14 protein-coding genes are annotated in these 16,618 nt (G+C 41.1%); 9 read left to right on the top strand and 5 right to left on the bottom strand.

Translation table 11 applies throughout. The annotated features are described in order from the left end of the window. The first annotated feature begins 136 nt into the window (after nucleotides 1–136). The 3 genes from DDV96_RS04740 to DDV96_RS04730 are packed head-to-tail and all read left to right on the top strand — an operon-like array spanning nucleotide 137 to nucleotide 2,123. Nucleotides 137–1,255 (top strand): DEAD/DEAH box helicase, encoded by a 1,119-nt coding sequence (locus DDV96_RS04740; RefSeq protein ID WP_116693610.1) that lies wholly within the window; start codon nucleotides 137–139, stop codon nucleotides 1,253–1,255. A 5-nt stretch (nucleotides 1,256–1,260) separates the two neighbouring features. Continuing rightward, a complete protein-coding gene (locus DDV96_RS04735; RefSeq protein WP_116693609.1) occupies nucleotides 1,261–1,515 on the top strand; it encodes a DUF1456 family protein in 255 nt (84 codons plus the stop codon). Nucleotides 1,516–1,526: 11 nt separating this feature from the next. Beyond that, the gene (locus tag DDV96_RS04730) at nucleotides 1,527–2,123 is read left to right on the top strand and encodes a Crp/Fnr family transcriptional regulator (RefSeq protein WP_116693608.1); all 597 of its coding nucleotides are present in this window, start codon (nucleotides 1,527–1,529) and stop codon (nucleotides 2,121–2,123) included. On the opposite strand, the gene DDV96_RS04725 is transcribed toward DDV96_RS04730, so the two are convergent. From DDV96_RS04725 to DDV96_RS04710, 4 genes are all read right to left on the bottom strand, one after another. Continuing rightward, a complete protein-coding gene (locus DDV96_RS04725; protein ID WP_116693607.1) occupies nucleotides 2,120–2,695 on the bottom strand; it encodes a TMEM175 family protein in 576 nt (191 codons plus the stop codon). The genes DDV96_RS04730 and DDV96_RS04725 overlap by 4 nt on opposite strands. 3 nt (nucleotides 2,696–2,698) lie before the next feature. After that, entirely contained in the window at nucleotides 2,699–3,628 is a 930-nt protein-coding gene (locus DDV96_RS04720; RefSeq protein WP_116693606.1) for a DUF5996 family protein, read from the bottom strand. A 257-nt stretch (nucleotides 3,629–3,885) separates the two neighbouring features. After that, nucleotides 3,886–4,764 carry a pirin family protein gene (locus DDV96_RS04715; protein ID WP_116693605.1) on the bottom strand — a complete coding sequence of 293 codons (879 nt, stop codon included), beginning with the start codon at nucleotides 4,762–4,764 and terminating at the stop codon, nucleotides 3,886–3,888. A 2-nt stretch (nucleotides 4,765–4,766) separates the two neighbouring features. Then, the gene (locus tag DDV96_RS04710) at nucleotides 4,767–5,060 is read right to left on the bottom strand and encodes a GNAT family N-acetyltransferase (protein ID WP_116693604.1); all 294 of its coding nucleotides are present in this window, start codon (nucleotides 5,058–5,060) and stop codon (nucleotides 4,767–4,769) included. 135 nt (nucleotides 5,061–5,195) lie between these two features. Here DDV96_RS04710 and DDV96_RS04705 point away from each other — a divergent pair, with 135 nt between their 5' ends. The 6 genes from DDV96_RS04705 to DDV96_RS04680 all read left to right on the top strand — a co-directional run bounded on the left by DDV96_RS04705 (nucleotide 5,196) and on the right by DDV96_RS04680 (nucleotide 15,868). Next, nucleotides 5,196–5,531, top strand: coding sequence for an ArsR/SmtB family transcription factor (locus DDV96_RS04705; RefSeq protein ID WP_116693603.1), 336 nt, complete (start codon nucleotides 5,196–5,198; stop codon nucleotides 5,529–5,531). A gap of 180 nt (nucleotides 5,532–5,711) precedes the next feature. Further along, nucleotides 5,712–6,188 (top strand): DUF6428 family protein, encoded by a 477-nt coding sequence (locus DDV96_RS04700; protein WP_116693602.1) that lies wholly within the window; start codon nucleotides 5,712–5,714, stop codon nucleotides 6,186–6,188. Between the two features lie 87 nt (nucleotides 6,189–6,275). Further along, nucleotides 6,276–7,322 carry an ACR3 family arsenite efflux transporter gene (arsB, locus tag DDV96_RS04695; RefSeq protein WP_116693601.1) on the top strand — a complete coding sequence of 349 codons (1,047 nt, stop codon included), beginning with the start codon at nucleotides 6,276–6,278 and terminating at the stop codon, nucleotides 7,320–7,322. A gap of 205 nt (nucleotides 7,323–7,527) precedes the next feature. Beyond that, the gene (locus tag DDV96_RS04690; RefSeq protein ID WP_116693922.1) at nucleotides 7,528–12,531 is read left to right on the top strand and encodes a translocation/assembly module TamB domain-containing protein; all 5,004 of its coding nucleotides are present in this window, start codon (nucleotides 7,528–7,530) and stop codon (nucleotides 12,529–12,531) included. 3 nt (nucleotides 12,532–12,534) lie between these two features. Beyond that, the gene (tamL, locus tag DDV96_RS04685) at nucleotides 12,535–14,823 is read left to right on the top strand and encodes a translocation and assembly module lipoprotein TamL (RefSeq protein WP_240607677.1); all 2,289 of its coding nucleotides are present in this window, start codon (nucleotides 12,535–12,537) and stop codon (nucleotides 14,821–14,823) included. A gap of 82 nt (nucleotides 14,824–14,905) precedes the next feature. Continuing rightward, the gene (locus DDV96_RS04680; protein WP_116693920.1) at nucleotides 14,906–15,868 is read left to right on the top strand and encodes a hypothetical protein; all 963 of its coding nucleotides are present in this window, start codon (nucleotides 14,906–14,908) and stop codon (nucleotides 15,866–15,868) included. Here the strand turns inward: DDV96_RS04680 and DDV96_RS04675 are convergent. Continuing rightward, nucleotides 15,865–16,350: a hypothetical protein gene (locus DDV96_RS04675; RefSeq protein ID WP_133240814.1), complete on the bottom strand. Its 486-nt coding sequence runs from the start codon at nucleotides 16,348–16,350 to the stop codon at nucleotides 15,865–15,867. The genes DDV96_RS04680 and DDV96_RS04675 overlap by 4 nt on opposite strands. Nucleotides 16,351–16,618 lie beyond the last annotated feature (268 nt).

The following is a 16,618-nucleotide window of genomic DNA, read 5'->3' as shown; positions in this document are numbered from 1 at the left end:
ATTTGTTTCGTTGTAGGTCGCTTTATATTAGCTATTTATATTTCAAAAAAATTAGTTTCGATTGGTTTCTAAATAACACGATATGTTATGTTACCAGAATATAAAACGTACCTTTGTGTTCTAAAAAGTAAGCTATATGGCAACATTTCAACAAGTAGGGATTCAAAAAGAATATATAAAAGCATTAAAAGAATTAAACATAACGACTCCTACCGAAATTCAAGAGGCGGTTATCCCCACATTATTGAAACACAAAACCGATTTAGTGGGCTTAGCACAGACAGGTACTGGAAAAACTGCGGCTTATGGCTTACCATTATTGCAAAACATTGATGCTTCAAAAGCTGTGGTGCAGGGCTTGATTTTAGCACCCACACGCGAGTTGGTGCAGCAAATTCAAAAGCAACTTTTCAAGTTCACTAAATATGCTCCCGAGAAAATTTTTGCTGAAGGCGTGTATGGTGGGGAAAAAATTGATATTCAAATTAAAAACTTGCAACGTCCAACGCACATTATTGTTGCAACACCAGGAAGACTCATGGATTTAATGAAGCGCAAACAGATAAACCTTCATACCATAAACACATTAGTACTGGACGAAGCCGATGAAATGTTGAGCATGGGCTTTAAACAAGACCTCAATAAAATACTCGAGCAGGCCAACAAGCATCGCAGTACGTGGTTGTTTTCGGCTACGATGCCCGATGATATCAAAAGAATCATCAAAACCTATATGGATGCCGATGCTGTAAAAATTGAAGTGAATAAAAATAGCTTGGTCAATGCTAATATTTCACATTATTACATTAAAACAGCTTTAAAAGATAAAGTGGAAACGTTAATCAGGCTGTTAGATACCTTGAAAGATGATCGTGGTATCATTTTTTGCCGTACCAAAGCTGGTACCAGAAACTTAGTTGGGGTTTTAAAGGATGACGGATTTTCAGTTGAAGCATTGGAAGGCGATATGCAACAGAAAGAACGTGACAAGGTAATGCGCGCATTTAAAAAAGAAAATGTGCAGATTCTTGTTTCTACAGATGTTTCCGCAAGGGGAATCGATGTCAATGACCTCGGTTTTGTAATCCATTACCAATTGCCCGATCAACAAGAATATTACACTCACCGAAGTGGCCGTACTGCAAGAGCTGGAAAAACTGGATCTTCTATTGCGCTGATTTTACCAAGTGAATTACAAGACATTCACCAGTTGCAAAAAGCCCTCGATATTAAGTTTAAAGAATCAATTATATAAAAGCTATGGCATTGACCAATAACGACATTATGAAAAAACTTCGCGTGGCCCACAAGTTACGTGATGACGATATTGTAAAAATATGTGCGCTCGTGGATTTTAAGGTTTCAAAAAGTGAACTGGGCGCTATTTTCCGAAAAGAAGGGCATCCAAAGTATAAGGAATGTGGCGATCAATTCCTTCGGAATTTTTTAAACGGATTGGTCGTGCATTTGCGGGGGCCGATGCCACCTAAGAAAAAGAAAGAACCTTCCAAATAATATGCTTTGTTATGGAGTGCGAAACGTTTCAATCATATATACTGAATAGAGGTGGGGTCACCGAATCGGAATTCAATGAATTGACTCCTTTTTTGCGTACGGAAACCTTTTCAAAAGGGGAAATTCTGCTACAACAAGCAGAAACGTGCAAAGCCTCTATGTTTGTTGAAAAAGGGCTGCTCCGGGCTTATACATTAGATGAAAACGGGAAAGAACACATTGTGCAGTTTGCTCCAGAAAATTGGTTTATAGGTGACAGGGGCAGCATTTATTTTAATGATCCTTCGTATTTTATAATTGACGTGATCGAAACTGCTGAAGTAGTTTTCGTAACAGAAGAGTTTATAGAGAAAGCTTCAGAATTGAGTGCTTCTTTTAGAAAGTTCAATGAAAAACTGCTTCATAATCACATTCAACACCTTCAAAAACGAATTGATCTGTTGTTGGGCGCTTCAGCAGAAAAAAGGTATTTAAACTTTATTGAATTATATCCCGATTTACTGTTACGCGTGCCGCAATGGATGATTGCCTCCTACTTGGGAATCACTCCAGAAAGCTTAAGCCGGGTCCGGAAGTCATTGGCCAACAAAAATTTTAAACCGTATTAATCGGTAAGTATCCGTTCTATTCTTTTATCAGGAATAACCCAAAGAATGGCCACAATTGAAAAGCATGCAACTGCTAACCAAACACTTACAAAAGCCAATGCAATTCCAGCTACGTAGATAACGATCGAGATATTTTCTTTACTGCCCATCTTTGTGAGTTTTTTAAGAGCTGCGTTTTCATCGTGGTTTTTCACCAAAACCGATTCCAATATGCGATACGCAACCGCACTCATTAATAAAATGACACCATACAAAGCTATGGGAAGTGGTTCGGTGTGATTTTCATTTACCCAGCTTGTCGCAAAAGGAATAAGGGACAGCCAAAACAGCAAATGGAGGTTTGCCCATAAAACACCGCCACTTACTTTTTGGGTCACTTGCATTAAGTGGTGATGGTTGTTCCAGTAAATCCCCACGTAAATAAAACTCAATACATAACTAATAAAAATAGGGAGCACTTTTAATAACCCTTCTATACTGGTGTCTTCAGGTGCTTGCATTTCCAAGACCATAATCGTGATTATTATAGCCAATACGCCATCACTAAAAGCTTCTAATCGTCCGGTTTTCATGGTTTATAATTCTTTTAATGGTGGTACGTCTAATTTTTCTAGATCCCAATTTGCCAAGGTAGCTCCAGCACGATAGCTAGACTCCATAAAAGCAAGTAACGCTTCTCTTGGATTGTCTTTTTTAAGAAGGTCGTTGTATTTTAAAATAGCCATCGGACTTCCATTGGCATCCATCCAAAACGCATTGTCTGGTTGCAAAGGTTTTTTATCAATCCCTTCAGGTGATGGATAGGTGTAGGAGTAAAAAGCAGGCTCTTTCATATTGTCATCACCGGCCCAAAACCCAAAACTGATGCATTCGTGGCTGTAAGCGTCTTTGTCCGATATTCGTGCATCTTTTGGCATGGGCGGAGCTTTTCTTCCCGAAAATCGGGTAACCGCTAGATCCATAGAGTGCCAATACACGTGTACCGGACAGGTTTTTCCGTAAAACCGACCACTAAATTCTTTAAATACGCCATCTGTCCATTGAAAGGTTTTCCAAAGGTTTTTAATGTATTCTTTATTGTAGTGGTGGTATTCTGTTATTTCAGAAAAATGTTTGTTTATATCTAAATCATAAGGTTTATCCAGAATGCTTACTGAAATATTAAAATCGGAAAGGATCGTAATTAGGTTGTTGTAAAATTCGGCTACGGTCAAGCCTTCGTAAAGTTCAAAATTGGCCGACTCTCCTTGACTGGTACTTACTTCTACTTGATGTGTTACTACATTAATGGAAATAGTGAATGTGTCGTTTCCTGAATTATAAAAAATAGGCCCCGTTGTAAAGCCATTTGTGTCAACGTATTCGGTGACATACCACCAGTGGTTTTTTCTGGGGGTAAGTTCTAATCGTATTTTTCCTATAATTTGAAGAAATAAGTGAAGGGTTACTTTACTCTTTTCATTTCCCACGTATGGAAGTTTTGATAAATTGGCTGTATGTTTCATAATCAAAAGCTTTTTTTAAAGTTAGTCATTTCTTTTCATTAGTGTCCAATTAAAGTTTTTTTAGATATTTAAAAGTGCAATAAACATAACTGTTTCGAGCATCTTTCTTTTGGACACCTTGCTATTTTATTTTTTTAAAATATATAATATTTTAAATACAATTAACTGTTTATCGATGTATTAAAAAGTAAAGTCTTACATCTTATGTCTATCAGCGTAGCGATCTTAAGTCTTAGTCGGACTCGACTAATTTCTTTTTAATCTTCTAAATACCCGAATTTACCCATATTAAAATCATTGATTGCTTGCATCAATTCCTCTCTGGTGTTCATTACAAACGGACCTTGGGCAGCAATGGGTTCATTGATGGGCTCGCCGCTTAACACTAAAACCACCGCATTTTCCGTAGCTTCAACCGTAAACGTTTCCCCTTCATTTTCAAACAAAACAAAATTGTCGGTTGGCACTTGCTCGGTGCCATTTACAGTTATAGAACCTTCAATCACCAATAGACATGTATTGTAGTTTTCAGGAAAACTAAAGTCGGCGGTTCCGCCTTTGTTCAGCTTTGCATTCATCATATGTACTGGGGTGAACGTTGACGCAGATCCTTTGGTGTCTTTATACCTTCCAGCAATAACCTCCACGGTTCCCGAATTCTCTGGCAATTCATGAATGTTGATATCTTCAGCAGAAAGCGCTTGGTATTTGGGTTGCGACATTTTATCCTTTGCAGGTAAATTCACCCACAATTGCACCATTTGAAAGTCTCCACCGGCTTTACTGAATTCTTCTTCGTGATATTCTTTATGCAATACCCCTGAAGCTGCCGTCATCCATTGTACGCCGCCTTCACCAATTACGCCGCCGCCACCGCTGCTGTCATGGTGCGCGACTTTTCCTTTATAAGCAATGGTCACGGTTTCAAAACCACGGTGCGGATGCACGCCGACACCTCTTGGGGTATCAGTGGGAGGGAAGTAAAACTTTGAATTGTAATCCAACATAATAAACGGACTCATACGTTCCATGTCCAATCTAAATCCGCTGGGGATAAAGTTGTGCACTCGAAAACCGTCACCTACAAAATGTGGTGCTCTGGGTTCTGCTACTAATTCTATATTTTTTGTACTCATAACTATTCTTGTTTATTGTGAAATAATGAATTTTCTTGATATTCAGGGTGTCGATCTATATAGGCTTTAATAAACGGACAATACGGCTTCACCTTCAGCTCATGCTCAGCAGCGTAATCCAGTACGCCTTTTGCGATAAAAGAACCAACGCCTTTTCCTGAAAGTGCTGTCGGGACTTCGGTATGGATATAGGCAATTTTGTCTTTAAAAAGTTTGTAATCCACAAAAGCCACTAAGCCTTCTATGTGAACCTCAAAACGCTTCTCTTTCTCGTTGTTTATTATTTGATAGTTCATAACCTAATTATTTGTAACAAAGATAAGTAGGGGTTTTAGTCTGTACATTGATGTATGGTAAGAAGTGATTTTTATTAGAAATAAGTTGTGAGATAACTTGATTCATCGTAATATTGCAATATAACAATCAATGTCATGGGAATTACCAAATCTGAAATATTCACGGTTGAACAAAACCAACTGGCACAATTTGCAAAAGCCTTTTCGCATCCGGCCCGCGTTGCCATTTTACAGTATTTGTTTAAAACCAAAAGCTGTGTTTGCGGAAGTCTGGTAGATGAAATAGGATTGGCGCAAGCAACCATTTCGCAGCATTTAAAGGAATTAAAAAATCTTGGGCTTATACAAGGAACGGTAGAAGGCACCAGCGTGTGTTATTGCATCAACCCGACCGTGTGGGAAGAAATGAAAACCGTATTGTCATCATTTTTAAACCAAGATACAGATGTAGCTGATGATACTTGTTGCTAAAGAATCTGTAGAGGTTTGCAGATAACCGTATTCTATAGATTATGTGAAATATTTTTTTCTTGTCTGTTCGAGCGCAGTCGAGAACTTTTGGATTACTCGGTATAGGTTTCGACTTTAGTTTATTTTAAATAAGGTCGAAAAGCTCACTCAGACAATAACTAATGAATAAAATTTTTATCTATGAAACTTTCTGAAATAAAAAACATTTTAAAAAATTCTGAAACCATCGCATTTCAATTGCCGAATGGATCTTTAGTGCCAAACCATTTTCACGTTACCGAAGTAGGAAAAGTAACGAAACATTTTATTGATTGTGGCGGCACGGTCAGGAACGAAGAAGTTGTCAACTTTCAGTTATGGGAAGCAGACGATTATGACCATCGTTTACATCCTGAAAAACTGGTGCATATTATCGAGTTGTCCCAGAAAACCCTTCAAATAGATGATTCCCTTGAAATTGAAGTGGAATATCAAGGAACTACAATCGGAAAGTACGGATTGGGTTTTAACGGAAGCCACTTTACATTAACAACAAAACAAACCGATTGTTTGGCAAAAGAAAACTGTGGCGTACCAGAACAGAAACAAAAGAAAAACCTTTCCGAATTACAAGCAGAACCAGCAGCTACTTGTAGACCCAATTCGGGTTGTTGTTAATGTTTGGTGTTTACAAAAACCATATATTTAATATTCAAAGATTTATAGCCCGTACCCTCAGGCTCTGCTCAGGGCACTAAAAATACTATGCAGAAAAAAAAACTAAGCTTTTTAAACAATTACCTAACGCTTTGGATTTTCATAGCCATGGCAATAGGCGTAGGGATTGGGTATTTTTATCCTTCGTTTCCCGAAGTGGTAGATTCTTTTAGTTCCGGTAGCACGAATATCCCCATTGCCATCGGATTGATTATCATGATGTATCCGCCACTGGCAAAAGTAAATTACGCTTTGCTCCCAAAGGTGTTTAAAAACGTAAAAATCCTTTCCATTTCCTTGATTCTTAATTGGGTGATCGGCCCAATATTGATGTTCGTTCTGGCGATAACTTTTTTACAGGAGTATCCGGAATATATGGTAGGGCTTATCCTTATTGGGCTGGCACGTTGCATTGCGATGGTGTTGGTATGGAACGACCTTGCCGAAGGAAGTAGTGAATACGGCGCTGGCTTGGTAGCATTGAACAGTATTTTTCAAGTATTTGCCTATAGTTTTTACGCTTGGCTGTTTATCACCAAACTACCGCCATTATTTGGTTTTGAAGGAGCTATTGTCGATATTTCAATCGAAACCATAGCAGAAAGCGTCGCTATTTATCTCGGGATTCCGTTTTTAATGGGGATTTTAAGTCGGCTTATTTTGGTAAAACTGAAAGACGAAACGTGGTACACCCAAACATTTATTCCGGCTATTTCACCTTTGACCTTGATTGCCTTATTGTTCACGATTGTAATCATGTTTTCCCTTAAAGGGGAATTGATCGTTGAAATACCCATGGACGTGGTAATTATCGCCATTCCATTATTGATTTACTTTGCTGTAATGTTCGGTATCGGCTTTTTCTTCAGTAAAGCAATGGGGGCAGACTATGATAAAAATGCAGCCATATCTTTTACAGCGGCCGGAAACAACTTTGAACTCGCCATTGCAGTCGCCATTGCGGTATTCGGTCTCAATTCTGGGCAAGCTTTTGCCGGGGTTATTGGGCCTTTGGTTGAAGTACCCGCATTAATTTTATTGGTTCGGGTTTCTTTTTGGCTTCGGAAGAAGTATTATCCCAAAACCGCTCAATAATGTTTCTCTTCTGAAAGAATTCTCAAAAACTTATCATTTCTATAACTAAATAGTTTTGCGGAAAGCCATATTTTGTACGTGATTTCTTAAGTTAAAAGCACGTTACATAAAATTGAAAGATACCAACGAACAGACCAACGATAAAAAACCCAACAAAAAGAAAAGCAGGAAGAAATACCGCATCCTCCGGCGCTTCGCACGGGTTATGCTGGGCATCTTGATATTCCTTATCCTGTTGGTGCTGTTTATCCGAAGCCCTTGGGGGCAGGGCATAATCGTTGACAAGGTTGTTTCCTATGTTCAGAATAAAACCAATACCAAGGTTGAAATAGACAAGTTGTTTGTCACCTTTGATGGCGATGTGATGCTAAAAGGATTATATCTCGAAGACAAAAAAGGCGATACCCTGGTCTATTCCAAGTCGTTGGAAGCAGACGTCCCGCTTTTGCCCATGATACGCGGAAAGGGTGTCGGTGTAGAATCGGTCGATTGGGAAGGGTTGCGTGCCAATATCATTAGAAAAGACTCGGTTGCGGGATATAACTTTCAGTTTTTGATCGATGCCTTTGCTGCAGAAGACACCACAGCCGTTGCAACCGACACCACCTCGGCACCTATGGACATTATTATTGGGGATTTAAACTTTGAAGATTTTGATATTGTTTACAACGATGCCGTTTTGGGTATCGATAGTCGATTTGTTATCGGGGAATTGGAACTTGAAATGGACAACACCGACCTGGAAACTATGGATTTCAGGGCTTCAGATGCGGTTATAAAAAACAGTAGGATAAAATATATTCAAAGTCCGGTGCCTCCCACACAACCTGCCGAGGATGTCCCGTTGCCCTTTTTGGCGATAGACGATTTGATCATCGAAAACGTGTTTGCCAACTATCAAGATATGGGGCAAGGACTTAAAGCAGATGTGGACTTGATAGATTTTTATGCCGAAATACCCAAGATTGACCTAAAAAACCAAGATTTTGAAATTGGTGATGTAGAACTAAAAAAATCGATCATTGCGATTGAGACCAAGACAGTTGCTAAAGATACGTCAGCAATAGAAGAAAACGTGGCCCCCAAAAATGCATCCCTATGGCCAGAGGTTACCGTGGCTGTTGACAATATTGATTTTTCTGAAAACAACATCAGCTATTCGGTGGATGGCGCAAAACCCATTCGTGGTAACTTTAATCCCAACGCGATTTCAATATCAAATTTAAGGCTTCAAGCTTCAGATATTTCATTGAAAAACAAAACAGCCGGATTGGATTTAGAGAAGCTTTCGTTTCAGGAAGCTTCGGGCAATGCATTGCACAAAGCCCAACTTAACCTTACCGTTACCGATACTGATTTGAACGTGTCCAATCTTTCGGTTGCCGCCAACAACAGCAGCCTTTCTGGAAATGCCAAGCTGAATTATGCTAGTTTGGATTCCTTTCTCGAAACACCCGAAACCACCAAAGCCGCGGTCAACTTTCCTTCTTTTAAAGTGAACTTAGAAGATGTCTTTCAGTTTCAACCCGATTTAAAAAACAACGAATACCTTAAAACCGCCAGCAAACGCCCTATTTCCGGGAACATACAAGCCAACGGGGTGTTGCGTGCGTTGCAAGTCCCGTCAGCAAGAGTCAATTGGGGGAAAACCACCTATGTTTCAGCCACAGCAACGATTTATAATGCAACGGAACCCGATGAGCTTTCTTTTAATGTGCCATCATTCACGGCTGAAACGGTAAAAAGCGATGTGGTTCAGTTTGTTTCAGAAGAAGAACTGGGCGTACAATTACCTAAAAACGTATCCTTAACGGGAACAGCAAGTGGTACGCCAGAGGATATTTCCGCAGAAGCAAAACTAACTACCTCACAAGGGATCGCGATTATTGAAGGAAACTTTAAAAATACAGATGAAATAGCGTTCAACGCCGATTTCAACATACAGGAATACAATATTGGCGCATTGTTGCAGGACGAACAATTTGGAAACCTTTCGCTAACGGCAACAGCAGAAGGAAGAGGGGCAACCATCAACACCCTGGATGCTACGGCCGAAGTGGTGGTGGACAGCTTCCAGATGAACGATTACAACATTCGGGACCTTAAAATTTCCGGGAACGTGAAGAATGGAAAAGTTGATATAACTTCAAAATACAAAGATAAAAACCTGAACTTGGATTTGAACGGCACGGTAAAACTGGATTCCGTAGCGCCCGAAGCCAGCTTGGACCTCAACTTAATAGGTGCCGACCTGCAAGCCTTGGGGCTAATGGACCGTTACGTGCGGGCTGGTATGCAGTTTAATGCAGAATTTTTTAGCGATGAAGATGGTTTTGACGTGATTTCTACCATTGGCGATGGCGTGGTGGTCTATGACAACAAAAGCTACCTGTTGGGCGACTTTCTGGCCACGGCACACGTAAGCAAGGACACCACTTCGGTATGGGTGGATAACAAGATGCTCAATCTCACACTGGAGTCGAATACCGATCCGCAACGCTTTAGTACGGCCGTTCAAAAGCACATTGCCAGTTATTTTTCAAAAAAACCGGTCAATGTCGATACCTTAAAAAATCCGGTGAATTTATTCGTAAACGGTACCATACGGCAGTCGCCCGTTTTAAACGAGGTGTTTCTTGTCAACGTAAAGGATATGGACACCATTTCCCTGGCGCTTAATTTCAAAGAAAAAGAACGCAAGCTCACCGCCAATGTAACGGCCCCGCACATCAACTATGGCGGCAACGAGCTGGACAGCCTTGTGGTGGCGGTGGAAACCGGAAAAGAAACCTTTAAGTACCGCGCGGGCTTCCAGGCCATCAATGCCGGGCCCTTGGCCATTGACAGAACCGAAATAAAAGGCGAAAAGCAAGGCGATAAGCTGTTGTTGGACTTTTTATCCTATCACAAAGACGATAAATTGATTCAGGTAAAATCTGAAATCACGGGTACCAGTGATAAACTTCGGTTTCACGTAAACCCAGACTCGTTGATCGTACAGAAAAACCCTTGGAACACCCCAAAAGACAATGAAATTATAATATCGGAAAATAAAATCGAATTCAATGACTTCCGTTTCAGCAGGAAAGACCAATCTTTGGAATTTACCGACAAACTGCCCAACGAAAAGGACCATATTGGCGTTACTTTTGAAAATTTCAAATTAAGCGAGTTCCTCAATTACCTGAATCCAGAAGAAACGCTCGCCACAGGCGTGCTCAACGGGCAAGTGGTATTGGAAGATGTTTTTGGAAGCACAGGGCTTTTGGCCGATGTGGACATTCAACAATTCAGTTTAATGGATGTGGATTTAGGCACCTTGAGCGTTGATGCCGATGCTACTGGCGGAAATCGCTACGATTTTAACGCTGCCTTAAAAGAAGGCGCTATTGATATGGATGTTACCGGTGGATATTTGGCGACGGCCGAAACCCCCAAACTGAATTTGGATATCGACATCAACGAGTTTAAAATGAAAGCCTTGGAAGGGTTCTCGCAGGGGGAAATCACCCAAGCCGATGGTTCGTTTACGGGAAAATTCAACATTGAAGGTACGTTGAACAACCCCATTTACAATGGAACGCTCAATTTTAACAATGCCGATTTTAAAGTGGCCAAATTCAACGCCGCATTTACTTTGGCAGACGAAAAGCTTACCGTGGATAACAAAGGCCTTTCCATGAACAACTTTACCGTTGCCGATGAAAATGGGAACACCTTTGCCGTGTCGGGCAACATAGGAACTGAAAACTTGGTAAACCCAACGTTTGATCTACAGTTGACTGCCGATAATTTTCAAGTGTTGAACGCCACCGAGGAAGACAACGACTTTTTATACGGAAAAGCGACTTTTAGTGCCGATGCCACCCTTACCGGCGATTTGCAGGTTCCTGTTTTAAAAGGCTCGCTTACGGTAAACGACGATACCAATGTTACCTATATATTGCCATCTGCCGCCGTGAACATTGAAGAGCGCGACGGAGTGGTCATCTTTGTAAACCGGGAGAACCCCGATGCCATTTTAACCCGAACCGAAGAACAAACGGCCACGGTTACCGGTTTTGACATTTCGGCAGTATTAAACGTGGGGAAAGAAGCACAGTTCAAAATCATTATTGATGAAGAAACAGGTGATAATTTTCAGGTGTCGGGTGAAGGGGAATTTAATTTCTCCATGAACCCCAATGGTCGCATGAATTTAAGCGGCGTATATGAAGTTGCCGACGGCCATTATGAAATGAATTTATACAAATTGGTAAATCGACGGTTCGAATTAGCGCCAAGCAGCCGTATTTCGTGGTCTGGTGACCCTTTTGACGCCAAACTCGACGTGCGCGCCATTTATGATGTGGAAGCTTCGGCCTCGCCATTAATGGCCGCGCAAACTTCAGGCGCAGACCCATCGGTAAAAGGGAAGTACAGGCAGGTATTGCCGTTTTATGTGTATTTGAATGTTGATGGCGAGTTGATGCAGCCTAAAATTTCATTTAACTTGGATATGCCCGAAGATGAACAAGGCTCCATTGGCGGACAGGTCTATGGCCGTATCCAGCAATTAAATCAACAGGAAAACGAACTGAACAAACAAGTATTTTCTTTATTGGTGCTCAACCGTTTTTACCCTGAACCCGGCAGTGACGGAAGCAGGGGAGGAGCGGCTACCATTGCACGTGATAACATTAACGATGCGCTCTCTGACCAATTGAATGTTTTTTCAGATAAGCTGTTGGGTGATACCGGCGTGGAACTTGACTTTGGTCTGGACAGCTACACCGATTATCAAGGCGACACCCCACAGGAGCGCACCCAATTGGATATCGCCGCTAAGAAAAAACTGTTTAACGACCGGCTAATTGTAAGTGTAGGTAGTGAAGTGGATTTGCAGGGCAGCAGTTCCTCTGGAGAGCCTACACCGCTTATAGGGAATGTGAGTTTAGAATATATTTTAACCGAAAATGGTCGGTACCGCTTAAAAGGTTTCCGAAGAAATGAATTTGAAAACGTTATTGATGGACAGACCATTGTAACGGGAATCGCCCTTATTTTCACCCAAGAGTTCAACGAGTTTAAAGATCTTTGGGATGCCATGTTCCATTCGCAATCGGGAAAAGAAGAAGAGCAGGAAGCGAAGCAAAAGAACAAGACTGAGAAAGATAAAAAGGCAAACCAGCAGAAGAAAACGACAAAAGAAACAACAAACAACAACTAATAAGTGAAGGTATTTACAACACATAAAAAACTTATTTTAATCGCCTGTGTATGGATCTTGGCTCAAGCGTGTAGCGTTAAAAAGTTCATTCCGGAAGAAGAAAGACTATACACCGGTGGCACAGTGGAAATCAAGGCCGATTCCACCATTAAAAACCGCGGACAATTAAAAACAGTCTTGGAAAAAACCTTGCGGCCTACACCAAACAAAAAGTTTTTGGGCATGTATCCCGGGCTATACTATTATTATAAGGTACAGGATTCCACGCCCGGTTTTTTAAACAAATGGCTGTACAAACAAATAGGCGAGGAGCCGGTTTACCAAAGCGACGTAGAACCCTATCAAGTAGAGGAAATATTGCTCAACCGTTTGGAAAACCGTGGGTTTTTTTACAGTTCGGCAAGTTCAAAGTTTAATGTGGATGAAAAAAACAAAGAGGCATCCATCGATTATACCGTTACCGTACCCAAACCTTACACTATGGCATCGTACCAATTGGACAGCGTGCCACAGCCGTTGTACACCGATTTGCAAACCAGTGTAGGAGAGACCAAGCTGCAACCGGGCATGCGCTTTGACCTTTCGAACATGAAACTCGAGCGCGAACGCATAGACAGCGATTTAAAGCAAAAAGGCTATTATAATTTCAACCCGGGCTTTCTTATTTTTGAAGCCGATACCAACCAGTACGACAATAAAAAGTTCGATCTGTATTTAAGACTGAAAAAAGAAGTGCCCACTAAGGCCATTATTCCGTATAAAATTTCAGAAGTGAACATTTATCCCCACAAAGATGTGGAGGTCGATTCTTCGGAAATGGACACAGTGCGGTATAAGGATAAAAATTACATTCAAAAAGGAACATTCTTTAAGCCAAAATACTTAGACCCATTTGTAACCCTGGAAGAAGGCAATTATTACGACCCCAAAACCTCCAAGAATACCGCGAGGAGGCTTTCCACCATTGGGGCGTACAAATTTGTCAACATTCAGTATAAAGTAAAAGATTCATCGGCCACCGACTCCTTGGGTATATTAGAAACCAATATTTTCTTGTCACCACTTAACAAACGCGCCATTCGAGCCGAATTGCAAGGCGTTACCAAATCGAACAACTTTGCCGGGCCGCATTTGGCGCTTACTTTCAGCAATCGCAATTTATTTAAAGGTGGCGAAACGCTAAACATTACGGCAAATGGTGGTTACGAGTTTCAGGCCGGGGGCAGCACCGGAAACACGGGGCGTAGCAGTATCGACCTAGGCTTAAAAACCGAACTTATTTTTCCGCGGGTGATTTTCCCTATAAAAATAAACAACGATTTTTTTGAATATTCCATTCCCAAAACCAAAACCAGTATTGGCGTTAATTATTTAAGCCGAAGCAAACTGTACACCTTGCTTTCCGGTACGGCGCTTTTTGGCTATTCGTGGAATGCCAATCGGTATGTTACGCACGATATTAACCCAATATCCATTAATTATACCAAGCTCTCCAATACTACTAAGGAGTTTGATGCTATTTTAAAAGACAACCCGTTTTTAAAGCGCAGTTTCGATCAGGAATTCATTTCTGGACTCACCTATTCCTTTACCTACAACGGGATGGTGGACACGCAGGACACCCACCAGTTTTACTTGAACGCCACATTGGATGTCGCCGGGAATTCCATTAGTTTATTTGGAAAAGAGAACGATGAAACGGCTTCCAAAACCTTTCTGGGCTTGGAGTATGCCCAATACGCCAAAGCCGATATTGATGGGAGGTATCATTATAACTTCGGAAAAGAGCAGACCATCGCCACCCGGTTGTTTGCGGGATATGGATATGCCTATGGAAACTCGGAAGTGTTGCCGTACATTAAGCAGTATTTTTCGGGTGGGCCGTATAGCGTGCGGGCGTTCCAAATACGTTCGTTGGGACCAGGAACCTACGACGGGAGCGACAATCCCGATTCGTATTATGACCAGACCGGAAACATTCGCTTAGAGGCCAATATCGAATACCGATTCCCCTTGGTTTCTTTTTTAAAAGGAGCCGTGTTTGCCGATGCAGGAAACATCTGGACCTCCAAAGCCAATGAAGCCTTGGGTGGCCAAGGCAAATTCACGTCCAATTTTATCAATGAACTGGGAATGGGTGCAGGCATAGGGTTGCGTATTGACATACAAGGGTTTGTGCTACGGTTCGATCTAGCAGCGCCATTTCACGATCCTGCACTTAAAGAAGGAGAACGTTTCGATTTTAAAGTTGACGAACCGGTGTTTAACTTTGCCATTGGCTATCCATTCTAAATTCTTTCCTATTCATAAACCGTATAGATTTAATATGAAATTTGTTGTTGCAACCTTCTTTTTGTTCTTAACCGTTAGTGCTATGAGTCAAACAAAAGACGAAGTGGATTATTCAGCGTTTAAGGATTATTACCCCATTGCCCAACGGCCTTATTTATCAGCAGGCTTTGGTAATAATGAGTATGAACAAATCCTTTTCGATGCCAAACCCGTGGTATATTACGGAGTGTATAACGACATCCGAAAATCACTCACCAGGGACAGCATTGTACGAGGCGATGCTTTTTACCTGAGTTTGCAACCGCAATTGCGGATGTACCAAGAAAACTCCAAACCCGTTAAAACCCCATCGTATAAAGCTCTATTGGGCTGGCAGACCATATTAAGAACCAACAACAATAACTTCCTTACCATGGCCATTGAGACAGGGCATTACAGTAATGGCCAAACGGGCGCAGCGTTCAGTACTGAATTTGAAGATGAATCGGAAGAAGGACAGGCCGTGTACGACACCATCACCGATACTACCGACCTTTCGGCTATTCTAAACCGAACGAACGGCAACTTTTCCACCAACTTGTCCCGCTTGTCATTCAACTATAGGATAAACCGTTTTGATGCCGATAACAATCCACAGCGAATACATTCGTACACGCTCACCTATCAACTGTACCACAACAATTTTATGGGGCTTTTTGATTTTGGAGGGTACAACCCAAAAGATATTGCTATTTACGGCCGGCACCAGCTGGAGCTGGTCTATGAGTTTACCGATTATTATAAAAACATGCGCTATACAGTAGGGCAGGAGGTGTTCTTGCATTTTGGCTCCCATCCCTCAACTGAGCCATACCGTTCTAAAACGTACGGCATACTGTATCCTTGGGACACCGATTTAGGTTTCTTTGCCGATTTCACGTTTGGCTTTGATGATTATAACTACCGGTTTGTCGATAGTTTTCCACGGTTTTCAATTGGTGTGACCTGGGATTGGTTTACACCGTTTGTGGTGAAGCCGCCAAAAGTAACTGCAAATAAACCTTAATCCACACATGCCTTTTTTACCAACGGAAACTCCGCATCAAAAGTAAGCGAACTTGGATTTTTAAAAACCTGTATGGAGTCTTTCAGTTCCATAGGGCCATAGCCTTGTACTAAGGTGTCGTTCTTAATTTTAAAAGCCACTTCGCGAACACTTTCCACCCCTTCCGATTCAAAAAAATAATCGGCTAATAATACACTGTCTTTTATATGTCCTGAAAAGGTGCCTGTGTTTTTATCTTTTTCAGCCAAAGCAATCAACAACGTGCCTGTAATGGTATCTTCCTTTTCTATTACGTGCAATGAAATAGTGGATCTGTTGTCATTATATACATAACACCCTTTTTGTAAACCTTTTGGTTTCTTCTTGTTGAGTTGGCTGGTTGTTTTTGCTTTTGGGGAAGGTTTTTCTTTGTTCGAAGTGTTGCAGCCAATCGTAAAAAGACACATTGCCGTTGCAAGTATGGTGATTGTGAGACCTTTCATAACGTTTGTTTTTTTAAATGTACGGTTTTGTACGTACGGTGCCTTTAAAATAATCATAAAATTGTTGGGCAGTGCGCTGCTACATGAACTTGTCTTTTTTCACATAGACAGGGTAAGAAATCAATATTTGTTGGTGGTATGGTTACCAACTAGTACAAATAAAAGCCCGGAGGTTGTCCCCCGGGCATTTTGAATATAACTGATAAACTAAGGTATAAAAACAGGTTATTCTTTAATCAACTGTTTAGTGATGGCACCGTTTTCACTG

Origin of the sequence: Marixanthomonas spongiae, assembly GCF_003095375.1 — a bacterium.
GTDB lineage: Bacteria > Bacteroidota > Bacteroidia > Flavobacteriales > Flavobacteriaceae > Marixanthomonas > Marixanthomonas spongiae.
Note: the sequence above shows the minus strand (reverse complement) of the source record. Positions and strands in the feature narration are given on the sequence as shown.

Coding starts and splice junctions, on each gene's coding strand:
- DDV96_RS04740 (WP_116693610.1), top strand. CDS start 137: ATGGCAACATTTCAACAAGTAGGGATTCAAAAAGAATATATAAAAGCA.
- DDV96_RS04735 (WP_116693609.1), top strand. CDS start 1,261: ATGGCATTGACCAATAACGACATTATGAAAAAACTTCGCGTGGCCCAC.
- DDV96_RS04730 (WP_116693608.1), top strand. CDS start 1,527: ATGGAGTGCGAAACGTTTCAATCATATATACTGAATAGAGGTGGGGTC.
- DDV96_RS04725 (WP_116693607.1), bottom strand. CDS start 2,695: ATGAAAACCGGACGATTAGAAGCTTTTAGTGATGGCGTATTGGCTATA.
- DDV96_RS04720 (WP_116693606.1), bottom strand. CDS start 3,628: ATGAAACATACAGCCAATTTATCAAAACTTCCATACGTGGGAAATGAA.
- DDV96_RS04715 (WP_116693605.1), bottom strand. CDS start 4,764: ATGAGTACAAAAAATATAGAATTAGTAGCAGAACCCAGAGCACCACAT.
- DDV96_RS04710 (WP_116693604.1), bottom strand. CDS start 5,060: ATGAACTATCAAATAATAAACAACGAGAAAGAGAAGCGTTTTGAGGTT.
- DDV96_RS04705 (WP_116693603.1), top strand. CDS start 5,196: ATGGGAATTACCAAATCTGAAATATTCACGGTTGAACAAAACCAACTG.
- DDV96_RS04700 (WP_116693602.1), top strand. CDS start 5,712: ATGAAACTTTCTGAAATAAAAAACATTTTAAAAAATTCTGAAACCATC.
- arsB (WP_116693601.1), top strand. CDS start 6,276: ATGCAGAAAAAAAAACTAAGCTTTTTAAACAATTACCTAACGCTTTGG.
- DDV96_RS04690 (WP_116693922.1), top strand. CDS start 7,528: ATGCTGGGCATCTTGATATTCCTTATCCTGTTGGTGCTGTTTATCCGA.
- DDV96_RS04680 (WP_116693920.1), top strand. CDS start 14,906: ATGAGTCAAACAAAAGACGAAGTGGATTATTCAGCGTTTAAGGATTAT.
- DDV96_RS04675 (WP_133240814.1), bottom strand. CDS start 16,350: ATGAAAGGTCTCACAATCACCATACTTGCAACGGCAATGTGTCTTTTT.